This window comes from Pedobacter alpinus, assembly GCF_042684645.1.
Lineage (GTDB): Bacteria > Bacteroidota > Bacteroidia > Sphingobacteriales > Sphingobacteriaceae > Pseudopedobacter > Pseudopedobacter alpinus.
In genome coordinates this window covers 24,543-41,362 of record NZ_JBHULV010000029.1, presented here as the reverse complement: position 1 = coordinate 41,362, position 16,820 = coordinate 24,543, and the positions used below count along the sequence as shown (strand labels likewise).

The following is a 16,820-nucleotide window of genomic DNA, read 5'->3' as shown; positions in this document are numbered from 1 at the left end:
AAAAAAGAAAGTCTTGCATACATTCAACTCAATTTTTAAACAAATTTCAAATCGAAATAATAAACAAAAACACCAAAAAACAAATTCCCGTCATGTTTTAACTACTTACATCATCAAGTTATTGATTTCTGTAAATTTGCGCCTTCAAAATTTTACCGATGAAAAGCAAAGAAAAAATCATCCTCCTATTATTAGCAGCAATCAACTTTACACATATACTAGATTTCATGATTATGATGCCTTTGGGCAACTACCTCATGCCATATTTTAACATTTCGTCCCAGCAGTTTTCTATGTTGGTAGCGGCTTATACCTTTAGTGCCGGAATTTCGGGCTTCTTAGCGGCTTTTTTTGTTGATCGGTTTGATCGTAAAAGGGTTTTATTGGTAGGCTATGCTGGTTTTTTAATCGGGACGCTGTTTTGCGCTTTATCTCCCACCTATTCCCTTTTATTATTATCGAGAATTGTGGCAGGTATTTTTGGAGGTTTAATTGGCGCACAAGTTCTTTCTATCGTTGCAGATTTAATTCCGTACGAAAGACGAGGAACAGCAATGGGCGTCATTATGGCTGCTTTTTCTGTTGCCTCCGTATTTGGAGTACCTTTTTCTTTGTACTTAGCTAATATATTTAACTGGCATGGTCCCTTCTTTTTTGTAGCCGGCATGGGTTGCTTACTATTACCATTCTTAATTAAATACCTCCCAAAAATAGATGGACACCTTACCGAAAACAGCAAAATAAAAGTAAACCCAATTGTTTTGTTAAAAGACATCGCAAAAGATAGAAACCAACTTTTGGCATTGGCACTATCTGCAAGTGTAATGTTAGGGCACTTCATGATTATCCCATTTCTAAACCCATTTTTAGAGTTTAATAAAGGTTTTAGTAAATCGCAAACGCCAGTAGTATATATGGTAGGTGGGGCATTAACTTTAATTTCTTCGCCCTTTTTAGGAAAAATAGCCGATAGAATTGGGAAACATCGTTTGTTTACCATCATGGCGCTCACCGCAATCATCCCTATCGCTATCATTACCAACTTACCAAACATACCCTTTTATGCCGTTTTAGTAGTTACTGGCTTTTGGTTTGTAGTATCATCCGGCCGCACCATTCCGGCACAAGCTATCATTAGTAACGTTGTAAATAGCGAACGCCGAGGAAGTTTTATGAGTATCAACTCTTCTGTACAACAAATATCTGTAGGCTTAGCATCTGTAATTGCCGGCTTAGTGGTTATCAAAACACCTACAAACGCCTTAGCACATTACGAGATTACAGGTTACATTAGCATTGCCGTTACACTTGTAAGTATTTTTGTTATCTCTAAATTGAATGCTAAAGTGAGTAGCAAAGGGGTTGTGGGGAGTAAGGAAGTGGCTTAGGTTTTGGGCGTTTAAACACGCTATCCGCTATATCTTTTTGTTCCGAAAGAAGAACAAAAAGGATGCCGCTGCTATCGTTAACGCGGTTGTAGCGTTTGCTAAAAAAGGATAAAATTTTCTTGAGTTTTTGAATTATAATTTTTTTTTCTTAAAAAAAGACACCCTTATTTAAGAAAAATGCCAAAAAACTTAAATAAAAGAATTCTTATTTAAAGAAAACAGCAAAAAGGTTAAATAGTGAGGATTAATTTTTAATCAAATTATAGATTATTGGCCGCTTCCTGCCTCACTAAGGCGAGACAATTTGTAGGTAGGCTTTTTGTCCCCTTTTTATTGGCAAAAAAATTTAGAGAAAAGCTTGTTAACGTTTAACCAAACATTGTTTTGTAAGTCTGATTATGTTTTAATTAATCTGTCAATTAATTCTATTTATATTACCAATGTTTTTCATTGAAGGTAGCTTACCTTGTTCTAGAGCTTTTCCAATTTCATCATAAATAGCATAAAACTTTCCTCCTTTTAACTTAACTAATTCTCGCTCTTTTTGAAATGCGGATCTAATATCTTTCCCTTCTTTTAAACAATGGTTGTAAATATTTACTATTTCATTAAGGTTATCTATCCAATGGCTTTCTTCCTCATAGTTGATCTTATCAAATATTTCCGGATTTTCTGAACGAACATGGTTAATTAGTTCCTTTTCGAAGTAACAATGCGCTTCTGAAATATCATTTTTATTATTTATACAGTTAATGATATGATCAATTTTTGCTCTTTGGGAGACACTGATATTATCAGCAATTAGCAAACCTAGTTTTTGATAATATGCAGAGGATAGAGCATAAATGCGGGCATTATCATATAAATTTGAAAAATCAATTTCCTGAATTTTATTCCTTTTCTGTTCTCGCTTTTTAAGTTCTTCTTTTGTAATCTTAAACTTGGAAATGCCATCTTGAAATAATTCAGAACTTACGAATTGTTTCATTTCATTAGACTGTATAATAGCATCCCAAAGCTCTTTCCGTTTTGAGAACTCACCATAATCATCACTTGGGGAATATTTTTTAATTAAATCATTGGTAAGTATCATTAACTCATTAAGCATTTGTATTAGAGGTTCATCAAGGCCTTCTAGTTGCCATATTTTTGCTAAATCAAAAGACGCTGAACCTTTACTACCGTTTGTATTTACATACAAAACCCCCATGGTATAAGGTATAACGGCAGAACGCAATTGTCCAATAGCATTTTTACCCACCCCATAGGTTTTTTCAAGGCTTTTAAATAAAATAATGCGGGCAACTACCTCCTCAAAAAAATCTCTGGTAACAATTATACCCTTACTGTTTTCATTGGGAGATATGACATCAATAAATTGTTTGAAGATTTTCTCTCCTCCCTTTTTTACCAGATAAGGCTGATCTCCCCATGACATAAAATATTTTGCAAGCTCTTCTTTGGTAAATCGTCTTTCTTTAGGATACTCATTATTAATTTTGGTTTTACCATTTGGGTTTTTACGTAATAGTGTATTAAATTCACCCTTGAATCTTTCAAAAAACCATTTACGCCCACTAGGTGTAGGAGTGCTTTCTGAAACTGATTTCAGTTTGATCAACTGTTCGTTTCTAGATCTTAAATCAGCAGTACTAACCTTAGACTGTGCATTGGAAAATCTACTGATATTTGAAATCAGATCATTTAGTTTTTCTTCATCAGCATTTTTGGCTACATTGATTTTAGCCATCACTCTTATTTTACTAATATCAAACCCATCTTTTTTGGAAAAATATATCGTTGCCGTTGTTTGCCCACCATTTACAATTTGAAAATCTGTTAGAGTGTTAATCACAACCTTTCCATTATTTTTTTGAATATCACCACCAACGGCTGTGATGGTTAAACCATTATTATAAGCAATAAAATGTTCTGGCTCCTTACGTATCGTATCCCTGATTCCCTGATTAACTCCTTTAAACTGTAGAAATGACCTCACATTCTTCTCAAGCATGCGGGAACTATAACGCTTATAAAGTTCTGCTAGCATTGAGGCAGGTAACACACAAAGATAGGATTCAAAATTCACCTCATCTGCTGCCTGAATCGCGGCTATCCCACTGCCAAAAACATCCGTAAAATTTACTTCGAGCAATTCTCGGTTTCCTTGTGAAATCAGAACACTATGCAAAAAATTCAAATCTATCAGTCGCTTATAAACCTGTATTTCTTTTTTAATAGTTTTCTTCTCTTTGTTCTGATAATTAACTGAAATTGATTCATTCTCAAAATCAATCCTTTTAGGTTGTGGTATGCTACCTCTTTTCTCTACGGTCGCTGAGGCCGAAATCAAAAATATCTCTATAACATCTATTTGCTCCATACCTTGTAGAGAGGAAGAGATAAATGATATTAATGCTTTTACTGGATGTGAGTCTTGCACTTCATCATCCAAATGATTTTTAATCGATTTATTAATGAATCTGAATATTCTGTTAAACTGACTGTCATAAACAGTTTTTTGGGAAACAGAAAGATCTTCATCCGAAGCCATGATATCAATAGAATCTTCATTAATCATGAACAATTGCAATCTTTCACCAGATTCATTAATTTGATAACCGTTAATTTTTAAATTATCCTTTTGCAAAAGAAAATAACAATCCTCATAGGATTCAGAATCAACGAGCTTAGCATCATTTAATGATGGCAAAATAGTTTCTAGAAAAGCTGATTCTGATACATACCCTTCTTCGTCTTTGCAATCTTCTAGAAGCTCAGTGCGGTATTTTAAAAACTCATTAATTTCCATTAAAACTCTATTTTGTTAGTTAGGTAAGATGCAATAGTCTGTATATTTATTTTATATTTAACTGAACTGATTCCCTCATTTAGTTCAGATCTTATAAGTTTTGGAAAACTTGATTCTTCTACGTTGTAGAAACTCATTTCAATTGGAGTATATCTTAAATGATCATAAGTATCTAGGTTTAGCATGGTTATTCCCTTTTGTAAAAGTGCCGTAATAACAATTCCAAAATCACCCAGCTTTAACCCTATGGTTTCTCTTATCATCATGACCAGTTCTTTTAATGTTATTCCCTCCGTGTCAGATTCAATAGTAACTATTAGTAAGTCTAATTCCTTATTGGGTTCGGTTTCTAGTTGATACTCACTTGAAATTAAAATACCTGAAGAGCTTATTGTTTTGGTTTTCACCTCCGTATTTTTAAATTCACCAATAAAATCATGTCCGGTATCATAAGGCCCCTTCCAAGAGTTGAGCATATCATTTAATTCGGTCGCCTTACATTCTTTAATCTGTTCATGCAAATAAATCAGTTCACCTAATAGTCCACGAATCGTTTCGTCCGATAGAGTATCCCCTCTGTTATCCTGAAAAAATTCGCTCCATTTATAATAAGTCAATAAAAATTCACTTATATATGCTTTAGGTTCTAACATTTGCCTAACCTTATAGTAAATGGAATAAATAAGATCATCAAAAAGATCGCTGTATTGTACATCCAAAAGTGTAAGGACCACCCATTTAGTTTCGGTATAAAGTTCAAGAGAAAGGTTCTGCTTGGTTGAGGATTGAAAGTCAGCTACATAACCTGATGGCAATTTCAATATCAAATTTCTGTATCCTTCTATATTAATACCAATGAAAAGATCAGGTATAGTTTCACTATTCAGTCTGATAGATTGTATACCGACTTTTCCTACATCGAGTAATGCCCATTTCTGGCTAAGTTGTTTTAATTCCATTTATCGTTTATTCATCTGTAGCTTCCATACTTTCATCCCACTCCTCTGTCTCATCAATTTCATCTTCAATGTCATAATCACCATGCAGATATTCCCCTCCAGGATCAGGCGAAATTGGAGGAAACCCTATTGCATACCCGATAAGGGGGATATCTGTATCAATCCTATTTTTGGCAACCATTTCATCCATTTCTAAATCATTTTCACCTTTTCTGAAAACAGTATCTAGGTCCATTAAATACACGACAAGTAATCCTTCATCATCAGACATTGCTTCTCGATAAACTCTTTCAGGTATGGTAGTCTTTTGTGATTTCTGCTCAGGATTAAGGATCCCTTTCTTCTTATAATCTTCAAGTATTTCATTTCTGAACAGCGCTTCAACTTCCTTTTGTTTTTCATCACTCAGTAACAAAGAGAAATCCTTTCCAGCACCTACAATATTGGCAGATTTTCCGGATGCTCCGAAAACTCCTTTTGTAAAAAATATATCTCTGTAATGACTATTTTTTTGTATCGGACCACTTCTTTCTGAAAGTGTTATATTTTCGTCAAGCCCACTTTTTTCAGAAAATAATACTTTTCCTTTGCCACTGGTCTTGATAGCAATAGTCCAGTTTCTAAGTTTATTTTTCTCTTTTGCAATCTCAATAAATTTAATAATTTGTGGTATTTCTATATTTTCAAATGCGTTTGGTAATTTTAGAAAATCAATAAGTTGCTGAACATCTAATTTTATAAGGTAGAAATCCTGCCCTTTATTTTTAATAATATTATTTTTCTGATCTTTAATAAAACCTTTAAAAGCCTCCCATGCAGTGGTTAATTTAACAGCGTCATTAATTATAAACTTTGTTGTTTGAACCAATTGGTCCTGATAAGACCAGTTCACCAGCTTGGTGTTTTTTAGTATAGATGGTCTGGTCACTTTTAAAGTGCCAGGATGTTTCCTAACCCTTAATACAAAATCAGCAGGTGTACGTTCCAACCTGCTCATCTTTTTAAATTCTATTTCCAGCTCTTCAATTGCTCTAGTGGTGGCGTCAAATTTATTAACTGCATCAGTATTTGTAAATATTTTACAACAATCAAGATAGCCAGGTCGATAACCAAACCATCGGCCCATTTGCAAAAGTGTATCTGAAAAATTTGTGTTTCTGATAAAATAATTGATAGTTAGACCCTCAAGAGTAAAACCTCTGGAAAGACGGTTTCCGCCAACTGCAATAATCTTTTTTCCATTTCCGTTATTATCTTTTTCATAATGCAGTTTATCACCTGTAGCACTGTTTACTGCCTTGATTTCAATACCTTTAACAGCATCAATAAGAAATGGTCTGATGTCATTAAAGGTTTTTGGCAATAAAAATTCATCCTGATAACCTTCAGGTAAATAAGCTCTTATGTTATGAACAATGGCTGCATAATATTTATCCCAAGTTTTCTCAAGTGTACCATAAATAAGCTTTGAATTATTGGGTAAATCATTATTGATGTCTGATTCCAGTTTCCAGAGGTATTCAATTAGTAGCTCTTTTGTCTTATTTTGCCAAGTGATAAAACGAGAGATGTGAACCAGCATGGTATGATGAGGATTTAAAAAACCTGAATCTGTCATATTAGCCAGTCTGCTGAATCTTAAAGCAATTGTTAAAATAAAACATTGTGTCGCTTCAATTAATGACCTTGGCAGATTGACAGGAAAATCATCATACTTAGTTACAGCCCGATCACTTTTCTCGTCCTTTGGCACATGGGAAGGAAATTCAATATTTGTATCATGTATTAATTCCACTAAAGGGAGCTTAATATTATCCTCAAAAACCGTTTCAAATATTTGCTTAGCTCCAACATAATTACTTGGTGTGTTTAAAAGCTCTATAAAATCATCTGGAAAAATATTCCCAACTTGATTGAATTCTTTCAACACCTGTTCACCATTCATTTTGTATGTTACTGGCCATTTCAAGGCTATGGTTTGATTTCTGTCCTGCAATACATTTGCGAAAGGAGTAGCAGTATAGCCCAGATAGCTTTTTTTGGTAAACAGATCCAGTAATGCCCTTATGTGGCCGTTTATGGCACTGGCATACTCTACTCCCTTTTTACCTAAGTTATTCAATGAAGCATTATCCGCTTCATCATCAACTATTAAAAAGGGTATATCATGCTTTTCTTTATTCTCATTTAGATAGTCACTTAACCAAATGAGAAGGTTTTTTAATACCCCTGTGTTTTTCTTACAAACAAGAATATTTTTATTATTTAATGAAAATACGGTATCCTTTACAGATTTTTTAAAATCAGACTTATAGGACGTTACAGAGAAAACCTGGCTTACGTTCTGATCTCCCATTTCTCCAAATCTGCGAATTTCTCCGACTCCTTTAAATCCTGTTCTATCCTTGGTAACATCTACTGTTCCTTCACCAATCACTTCTTCCTCAATTCTTAACTGTGTCTGGCTTCTAAGATCTTCCATTATGCCAGAAAGCACAATTATGAGACTGTACCCAGCATCAATCGACCTGTTAATAACAGCATTAAAATTACCCGTCTTACCAGATTGAACACTTCCGACCACCAAACCCTTGATATAAAATGACTTTTCTGATTTTGGATCACCTAGTTTAGAGAGGATTTTCTCACTACTTGTGCTGATTTCACTCAGCACTTTCTCTGAGCGGCCTTTTTTTGCCAAAAAAGTCATATAGCGTTTAATATAGTCATCCTTAATACTCTTTTTCCTTTCTTCGGTCAACCAAATAGGTAGCCCTTTCTTAGTTAAAGAATTGGATGGATCAATATCAATCGGGTTTACTGATTGAAACTCTTTCACACTGGTTTGATATAAATGATCAAGAGTTCTGTCATCCTTCTCCGCTATTCCTGGAAATATTCTTACCAAATTGACGATTTCATTCTTTATTTTGTCAAAAAATGAATGTGTTAAATATTCCTCCTTTTTTGCTTTTTCTTTAATAAAGGTTTTAATAATTTCAATAGTCTCAGTATTATTCATAGCCTTAATTAAGTAAATGTGTAATGTGGTCAGGGATGGTGTCAATATGATAGCCAAGAGAAGGCAAAATAATTTCTTTTATTATTGCTTTATCAGTTCCATTTTCTAATAATTTTTGAATAGTAGTTGAAATTTCACTGTCATGTTCTATTTCACTCTCGGTAAAGTAATTTTTATCTACGTGGGTTTGCTTTAGAATGTTAACACTTCTGTTAATCATTCTCATCAGCACATTAAATAATTTCTGTTGTTCCGGATTTAATTCAGAAAGTAGAAGCTGGATATTAGGATAATTTTTATTTAGCTCTAGAATTGGCCCTTTACTTGATGAAATTCTTTCAAAAAGTTGAGGTATTCCATCAGCTTTTTTTGAAGATATTTTTCTTAGACCTCTGTTGTAATATTCCTTTATCGCTTGCTCTTTTAATTCAGCTATATATTTTAAGAAACCATAATTTAAATCGTATGGAATGGTAATTTGTGATTTTGCAACATTCAAATGCATGTGCTGATCAATTTTATTTCCTATTTCTACCCTTAGCCTTGCTAATTGTAATCTGGGTGATTTACGTATGATTCCGTTCCATCCACCAAAAAGAATAATCCTGTTTGCTCTGTATATGTAAATCCCTTCCATATCCATAAGACCCCTAGATTTAGTAGTCCAAATATTGTTTATCTCTTTACTCTCTTCTAAGCTTCTTGAAGGCATTACAAAACCTTCCAATTTAATTACGTCATTTTTAAAAGGCTTTTGTTTCGATTCAATTAATCTGACATCTGTTTCGGTTATAGGAAATGGATTAAAGGATGTAAGTAATGTGTTATTTACCCTTATTTTAATAGGTTTATACTGGTCTTCCAAAAATCTATGAAAAACCAAAGAAAGATACTCGGTGGTTGTTTCTGTAATCTGACGTTTTAGTGAATCGCTCCGATTGGTGCCTTCAAGGTATTCATCAAATTTATACAAGCCTTCCCATTGTATAATAGTATTGGCTTCAAATCCATCAAACTCTTTTGAAAAACCTTTTGATAATGAGATATATTCTGTTAATATTTCCTCGACTTCAATTGTGGTATTAACAATTATTCGCCATTCTTTTTTCTTTTTTAGATATTCAACATCCCAAGTTCTTGCTGCAAAATTAACAACACCCTTGGGTCTGGATAAGACGGTTAGTTTTCTAGTCTGTGCAAAGGATGCTGTTTTCATTCCTAGACCAAATCGTCCTAGATCGTTATCACTCCTGTTTTCATCTACTGAAGAGCTGGGGAATTTCATATTTTTCTTAAGTGCATCTTCATCCATCCCAATGCCATTATCTGCCAGAAAAAGTTTAAAGGGAAAAGTCTCAGTATTGATTAAAATCTCAATTTCATTAGCGCCTGCAGTAATAGAATTATCAATCAAATCTGCGAGAGATGTCTCCAGTGAATATCCTTGTTCTGCTATAGATTTTATCAGAAATTCAGGAAATGGTGTACCATCTTCATAACCTTGATTTTCTTTTGTTTTATCTTTCATTTGTTAATGACTGGCTAGGACAAACTTCTTTTGATTATTCTTTTATTTCTTTTGTTTTCCCAAAGCATTAATTGCGATCAATTATAAGTCAGTAAACGAGCAATTACTCGTTTATTTAAACTCACTCATTGTTTTGATTTTAATTATGATATCAATAGGTAATCATTTATTTGATTCATAATTTTAGTTGTGTTTTCAATAGGTCTGCAATTTTCTTCGCCATCAATGGTGGTACTGCATTTCCTATTTGTTTAAAAGCAGCCGTTCTGTTAGCACCTTCTTTAACTCCTTCAAAATAAAAATCATCAGGAAAGGATTGTAACCGAGCAGCCTCTCTTACACTTATAGATCTATTCTGCTTAATGTCTGGGTGGATGTAATAATGTCCGTCTTTTGATATATGTGCTACTACTGTATGAGAGGTGTTTAAATCTTCTGCAACTACTTTAAATCTGTCCGTAAAAGAAGTGATATTATTATGGGTCTTAAGGTTTTCTGCTAAGTCGTTATAATTTAATCGCTCTTTATTAGTATTCCACTTTTCAACGGCAACTCTATAAATTTCTTTATCCTGCTCAGAATGGGGCCTAGCAATATGTTGTGTCAAAATGTCTATTCCATTTCTGATATATGATTTTCCCAAATAATCATTTGTTTCGGCTGTGTAATTTGTGTATTTGTCTTTTCCCTCTCCGGCTCTAAGAAATGGTAAATCGCTAAATAAATCTGAAATTGGCGCAGTTAAGCCCAAATTATAACTATCAAGATTTGGTAGATTAGGAACAAAGTCTTGCTTCCAACCTATTATAATTAATCTTCTCCTCTTTTGGAGTACACCAAAATTTTCTGCTTTAACTGTATAAATATGTATGGAATAACCTTTTTTGTTAAAAAGTCGTTCCATATTATTTAGATAAACCCCTTTACCAGCAGATCTTAAACCTAAAACATTTTCAAAAACAAACATTTTTGGCTTATACTTTTCTAAGTAAGCAGCGTATTGTACATATAAATAATTGCGAGAATCGCTTTTCATGTTGTTTTCAGATCGGGCTCTTCCAACTAATGAATAGGCTTGGCAAGGAGGTCCTCCGATAATTAAATCAACTTCTTTGTTTCCTAATGAGCGATTTATCTTATCAAAAATGACTTCATTATTTTCATTGCTTATGCCTAAATCTATTACAGAATCTAAAAGTTCAGTAGGGATTAATTCGTAAAGTTCTTTTCTGTTAATTTCTCCTTTTAGGTATTCTACATATTTATCATACAGATTATTTTCTTTTAGATAATAATATGCTGTTCTTGTTTTCAAAGTATAAGCTGCTGCTTTGTCTATTTCTACGTGAGCTATTGGATTTAATCCTGCTCTTTTGAATCCTTCAGATAATCCACCTGCTCCCGCAAACAAGTCTATGTAATTTAACTTATTTGCCATCTTGAAATATATTTACATTAAAAAACTCCAGCATAGAAACTTCTAGACCATTAACAATTATTTTTTCGAGATTGATAATTGAGATATTTCTTTTACCTTTTTCTACATGGTTCATGTAGGTACGGTCAACATCAGATTTATAGGCTAAGACCTCTTGAGTTAAACCTCTTTTATCTCTTAACTCTTTGATACGATTGCCGATTTTGACTTTTATATCCATCAGCTAAAAGTAGCAATACGTGACTCATAATACATTTGCTTATAAGTCACGTTTGCTTGTTCTTTAACTAACAAGTTACTTAAGTTTGAAACATTAATATTTAACGTTGGATATTATTTTGAGTCGATTTATGATGAGTAGCTACAAACATACTTTACCATATAGCAAGTCCCGCGTTAGGCATTTGGAGCAAGGTTTTGCAAAAACCTGTTCTTTTTGCTTTTTCAGCAAAAAAACCGCAGCGTAGCGGAGTGCGTAAAACGCCGCCCTTGCGTTGGCCATAGGGATGGAAGGGAACGCCCAAATAAAACAAACTAGAGAATTTACATACTCTTCGCTAACATGTAAAACAGCATGAGTTTTAAAAACCCGTTTTTATTTAATTGATGTTAAATTCTATCCTCATAAATTAGCCTAACCTTATATTTAATTAAAATCCCTTAAAACCACCTCCCCCATCCCATTTTTCTCATAAACAGCTAAGCAGTATTTCTCAAAAGTTTGATCAAAAACAGGTTCAATTAAATTTAAAGATTTTGGAAATGGTTTATTGGGACTGAAGAAATAAACTTTGGTATTTCCGTATTTATTATGAGGCATAAAGTTACCGTAAGTGGTCATATCTGCTAAGTTTAAACTATCAATAGTAACAAGATAAGCTCGTAAAATGGGTCCGTCATTTTGTTCATTACGGATGGAGGTAATTTCTTTAAATTCTGATTTTAAATCTCCAATGCCAGGTTGTGAAAGGCTGTTGTAAACCATTATTGCTATTAAAATTATAGCAGCGGAGATTAAGAAAATATTTCTTTTTTGGTTTTTCATTAGTTAAAATTACAAATTATTAGGTTAAAGGTGTTTCTATTCGCACATACGTTAAATTTAAACCTTTTATTTTGTCTCCATACAATTTTGTGTTAAGGATAGTAGCGGCAGCTTTTTTGTTTATCCTGAGCGAAAGCGATGGGAGAAACAAAAAACTATATCCGCCAGCTGGCGGACCAACCCCAATTTTTCATTAGGGAAACACCAAAAGTTTGAAACGCTTATACCCAAAACTAAAAATCCTTTAACCCAAATTAAACCTCGCACCTCAATCCTTAAAGTCTAACCTTAAACCCTACACCTTAAACCTTTTTCAAACCTCCTACCCTAAACCCTCTTTTTTATGACTCAACATTTACCAGAAAAACCCGTATTTTTGGCAAAATTTATTTTTAGATGGACGTAAAAGCAACAGCAGCTTTAAAAGGATTATACTGCAACTCAATTACTCAATACAGCAAGTTTATAACTAAAGAAGTAAATATTGGGGGTATAAAAATGGGCGGCACACAACCTATCCGCATACAATCTATGACTACCGCATTCACCATTGATACCGAAGCATCTGTTGCGCAAAGCATTAGAATGATTGATGCCGGTTGCGAATATGTGCGTATTACTGCTCCGTCTATAAAAGAGGCGCAAAACCTTGCTGAAATTAAAAAGGGTTTAATAGCAAAAGGCTACCACACGCCATTAGTTGCCGATATTCACTTTACACCAAATGCTGCCGAATTAGCTGCTAAAATTGTTGAAAAAGTAAGGGTAAACCCAGGCAATTACGCCGATAAAAAGAAATTTGAAGAAATAAATTATACGCCAGAAGCTTATGAAAAAGAGCTGGCTCGTATTAAAAAGAAGTTTGCCCCACTGGTAGAAATTTGCAAAGCCAACGGAACGGCAATGCGTATTGGTACTAATCATGGCTCGCTGTCCGACAGGATTATGAGCTGGTATGGCGATACTCCGAAAGGCATGGTAGAATCGGCAATGGAATTTATACGTATTTGCCGCGAGTTAGATTATCACCAATTGGTGATATCTATGAAAAGTAGCAATACGCAAGTAATGGTGCAAGCTTACCGTTTATTGGTGCAAACTATGGTTGCCGAAGGGATGAATTACCCGCTACATTTAGGCGTTACCGAAGCTGGTGATGGCGAAGATGGCAGAATAAAATCGGCAGTGGGGATTGGGACTTTGTTAGAAGACGGTTTAGGCGATACCATTAGGGTTTCTTTAACAGAAGAGCCTGAATTTGAAATTCCTGTAGCACAAGCTTTGGCACAACGTTATGAGCAGAGAAAAGCTGTTTTGGCTGATGATGTGGAAATGCCAGATTTTGAAATACCTCTTGATTTTTCTCCTTTTGCGTATAACAAAAGAGCATCTGCAGAGCTGAATACTTTTATTGGTGGCCACCAAGTACCGAGGGTGATTTTAGATTTATCTGATCAAAACTTAAAAGACGCACAAATTTTAGCTGCCGCTGGATATAATTATTCGCCAATTTTAGATAAATATAACATGGGCGACCAGTCCATAGATTTTGCCTACCTAGCAGATGAGTTGCCTTCTTTCAACTTTCCGGGTAATTTAAAACAGCTTTATAACTATAAAACTTGGTTAACACTTAAGGATAATACCAATTGCCATCCGTTATTCAGTTTAAAAGAGTACATCAGCGCAAGCGATAAAGACAAATCTTTAAACTTAGTTAGCGTTTGTAATACCGATTTAGACGGTGATAATTTTGCAAACCTTCCGTTTGATAAAACTTTAGTTTTTGTTTTAGAAACCACTAAAGAGCATGGTATGGCCGACCAAAGGGCATTCTTTTTTAAATTGATGAATGCTGGTATTGATACGCCGGTAATTATAAAACGTAGTTACCATTTTGCTGATAGCGAAACTTTAGCACAAAAAGAGTTAAAAGCTCAACTATACTCCGCAACAGATTTAGGTGCCTTATTATTAGATGGTTTGGGCGATGGTGTTTGGTTAGATGCGCCTCAAGTTTCAACAAAATTCAGAGTTTCTACTTCATTTGGTATTTTACAAGCCACGCGTTCTCGAATATCAAAAACAGAATACATTAGCTGCCCAAGTTGTGGCCGTACGCAGTTTGATTTGCAAGAAACTACTCAAATGATTAGAAGTAAAACTGACCATTTAAAAGGAATAAAAATTGGTATTATGGGTTGCATAGTTAACGGCCCCGGCGAAATGGCTGATGCCGATTATGGTTATGTGGGCACTGGCCCCGGTAAAATCACTTTATACCGAAGCAAAGATGTGGTAAAGAAAAATGTGAGTTCTGATAACGCTTTAAATGAACTGATTGATATTATTAAAGAAGATGGTAATTGGGTGGAAAAAGAGGTTTTGTAAAAGGTGAGTTTGAGTTTATCTTTCTCCTCGGTCTGTGTCCTCACAGACCGAAACTAATGAAAAGAAAAATGGTCTGTGAGGACACAGACCATGGGATAGAAAAAAAAATCAAAAAAGTTGATGTGGATCTATTTTTAAAAATTCTTGCCAAGGCAAACCTCCATTTCCGATCATTAAAACTTTATCAGGATGGTGCATTTTACTAAAAGCCGTCATGCCGCCAGTACTTACTGTATTATTTGTTTTTACTTCTAAACCTATCACTTTTCCTCTCTTTTCAAGCACAAAATCTAATTCATCGTTTCTATGTCGCCAATAGTGAACTTTGAAATTATAAACCAAACCTGCATTTATTAAATGGCTGCCAATAGATGATTCTACCATTCTTCCCCATTCTTCTTTATTGGTTAAAATCTCATTAAAAAACTCATTTCGTTGTGCACTAATTAAAGCGTTATTGTGTACCTGAAATTTGGGACTTGATGAACGTTTCCTAATTACATCCGCAGCATATTTTTCTATCCCAGCTAATAAACCAGCGGTATCTAACAGCTCTAAATAATTAGAAAGTGTAGTGGTATTTCCTGCATCTTGCAACTGCCCCATTACTTTGGTATATGACAGTATTTGCCCTGAGTATAAACAACCCAATTCAAATAAACGCTTCATTAAAGCGGGTTTATCAATACGGGTAAGCATTAAAATATCTTTAGAAATACTAGTTTCTATTAGTGCATTTCTAACATAATTCTTCCATCTTTCCTCATCATTAATTAAAGAAACAGAACCCGGATAAGCTCCAAACCAAACATATTGTTCTGGCGAAAACCCAAAAGCTTGTTCCATTTCACTAAAACTCCAATGCGGAATATAAGTACTTTCAAACCTGCCAGCTAAAGACTCTGTTAAACCTTGCTGCAATAATAACCTTGAAGAGCCTAGTAGAATAACTTTTAATTGGAGCTTATTTCTAGCATCCTCATCCCAAAGCCTTTTAACCATCTCGCTCCAGTTGTCAATTTTCTGAATTTCATCAACGATGAGTATCACATCTTGACCTTTCACACTACGAGCTAAAAGTCTAGCCTTTTCCCACAGCGTAGCAATCCAAGTATGGTCTGTTGCAGCTACCGCATCAGCAGATTCAAAAATATATTGACAATTAATTTGAGCGGTTAACTGTTCAATTAAAGTAGTTTTACCTACCTGCCTTGGCCCCATTAACACCTGTATAAACTGTTTTGGCTCATTCATTCGTGTTATAAGCTGCTGTAAATAAACTCGTTGAAACATACTTTACAAATTACTCAATACATTGAGTAAAATTACTCAATGTATTGAGTAAAATGAAATTATTGTAAATAATATTTATAATGAGGTATTTAAGAAAATATTATTGTTTGATAAAATCGACTGAATACTGCAAAAATTCTTGCAAGTGATTTGGAAGTTCTTCTTTTTGGTAAGGATGTGTAGCGCCAAAAACATGATCTCCACCTTCGATAATTAACAACTGAGATTGCGGTTGCAACTGATGAAAATTTTCGGCAACGCTTACTTTAACAGCGGGGTCTTTTGTGCCTTGAGCAATTAACCAAGGTTTATTTAAGGATTGTGCAGCAGTGTTTAAATCAAACTCTTCTTCATGGTTAAGTACATCCTCTAAAAGCGCAACAGAAAGTGGCATCTGCTCTTTTGTCCTGCCGTTTAAAATGTATTTAACACCATTTTTTTTCCATTCCTTTTCATCCTCTAGCTTCCATAAGTTACGGAAACTACCAATTGCTGCCCATGTAATTAATTTAACAACTCGTTTATCTCTTGCAGCTTGTAAAATGCTTAAAGCTCCGCCCCTGCTATGCCCTAATAAAGCAATTTTAACTTTAGGAAATTTCTGAACTGCAAAATCGAGTATTTGATTTAAATCATAAAGTTCTTTGCTTGGTGTATTCAAAGAAAAAGTTTCCAAATCATTTATATCAGATAAATCTGTTGGCTTAACACCACTATGAGAAAAATTAAACTTTAAAAAGTAGATTCCGTTTTGTACAAAAAAATTAGCCATTAATTGGTGCGTTCCCCAATCTTTAAAACCTTTAAAACCATGAGCAAAAATCACCAAAAAATCTGGGTAGCTGTTGGCATAAGTGATATCACCAACAATAGGTAAACCATCTGCTCCCTCAATTTCAAAATCTTCTTTACTAAACTCCTCTAACAGCATAATTTCAAATTAA

At 34.2% G+C, this 16,820-nt stretch carries 11 protein-coding genes; 2 read left to right on the top strand and 9 right to left on the bottom strand.

Features of this window, described 5'->3' with window-relative positions:
- The first annotated feature begins 158 nt into the window (after nucleotides 1-158).
- A complete protein-coding gene (locus tag ACFSSE_RS10095; protein ID WP_379041381.1) occupies nucleotides 159-1,388 on the top strand; it encodes an MFS transporter in 1,230 nt (409 codons plus the stop codon).
- 415 nt (nucleotides 1,389-1,803) lie between these two features.
- Here the strand turns inward: ACFSSE_RS10095 and ACFSSE_RS10090 are convergent, their stop codons facing one another.
- The 7 genes from ACFSSE_RS10090 to ACFSSE_RS10060 form a co-directional block, all read right to left on the bottom strand.
- A complete protein-coding gene (locus ACFSSE_RS10090) occupies nucleotides 1,804-4,200 on the bottom strand; it encodes an AIPR family protein (RefSeq protein ID WP_379041380.1) in 2,397 nt (798 codons plus the stop codon).
- Nucleotides 4,200-5,159: a PD-(D/E)XK motif protein gene (locus tag ACFSSE_RS10085; protein ID WP_379041379.1), complete on the bottom strand. Its 960-nt coding sequence runs from the start codon at nucleotides 5,157-5,159 to the stop codon at nucleotides 4,200-4,202. Before ACFSSE_RS10085 ends, ACFSSE_RS10090 begins: the two co-directional genes overlap by 1 nt.
- Before the next feature lie 7 nt (nucleotides 5,160-5,166).
- Nucleotides 5,167-8,181, bottom strand: coding sequence for a Z1 domain-containing protein (locus tag ACFSSE_RS10080; protein ID WP_379041378.1), 3,015 nt, complete (start codon nucleotides 8,179-8,181; stop codon nucleotides 5,167-5,169).
- Nucleotides 8,182-8,185: 4 nt separating this feature from the next.
- Entirely contained in the window at nucleotides 8,186-9,709 is a 1,524-nt protein-coding gene (locus ACFSSE_RS10075; RefSeq protein WP_379041377.1) for an ATP-binding protein, read from the bottom strand.
- Nucleotides 9,710-9,884: 175 nt separating this feature from the next.
- Nucleotides 9,885-11,147 (bottom strand): DNA cytosine methyltransferase, encoded by a 1,263-nt coding sequence (locus ACFSSE_RS10070; RefSeq protein ID WP_379041376.1) that lies wholly within the window; start codon nucleotides 11,145-11,147, stop codon nucleotides 9,885-9,887.
- The gene (locus ACFSSE_RS10065) at nucleotides 11,137-11,367 is read right to left on the bottom strand and encodes a helix-turn-helix domain-containing protein (RefSeq protein WP_379041375.1); all 231 of its coding nucleotides are present in this window, start codon (nucleotides 11,365-11,367) and stop codon (nucleotides 11,137-11,139) included. The genes ACFSSE_RS10070 and ACFSSE_RS10065 overlap by 11 nt, the downstream gene beginning before the upstream one ends.
- A 426-nt stretch (nucleotides 11,368-11,793) precedes the next feature.
- Nucleotides 11,794-12,192 carry a hypothetical protein gene (locus ACFSSE_RS10060; protein ID WP_379041374.1) on the bottom strand — a complete coding sequence of 133 codons (399 nt, stop codon included), beginning with the start codon at nucleotides 12,190-12,192 and terminating at the stop codon, nucleotides 11,794-11,796.
- Between the two features lie 396 nt (nucleotides 12,193-12,588).
- On the opposite strand from ACFSSE_RS10060, the gene ispG reads away from it, so the two are divergent.
- Entirely contained in the window at nucleotides 12,589-14,583 is a 1,995-nt protein-coding gene (gene ispG, locus ACFSSE_RS10055; RefSeq protein ID WP_379041373.1) for a (E)-4-hydroxy-3-methylbut-2-enyl-diphosphate synthase, read from the top strand.
- Nucleotides 14,584-14,691: 108 nt separating this feature from the next.
- Here the strand turns inward: ispG and ACFSSE_RS10050 are convergent, their stop codons facing one another.
- Nucleotides 14,692-15,837 carry an ATP-binding protein gene (locus ACFSSE_RS10050; protein WP_379041372.1) on the bottom strand — a complete coding sequence of 382 codons (1,146 nt, stop codon included), beginning with the start codon at nucleotides 15,835-15,837 and terminating at the stop codon, nucleotides 14,692-14,694.
- 139 nt (nucleotides 15,838-15,976) lie between these two features.
- Nucleotides 15,977-16,807, bottom strand: a complete 831-nt coding sequence (locus ACFSSE_RS10045; RefSeq protein WP_379041371.1) for an alpha/beta hydrolase family protein — start codon at nucleotides 16,805-16,807, stop codon at nucleotides 15,977-15,979.
- Between the last annotated feature and the right edge of the window lie 13 nt (nucleotides 16,808-16,820).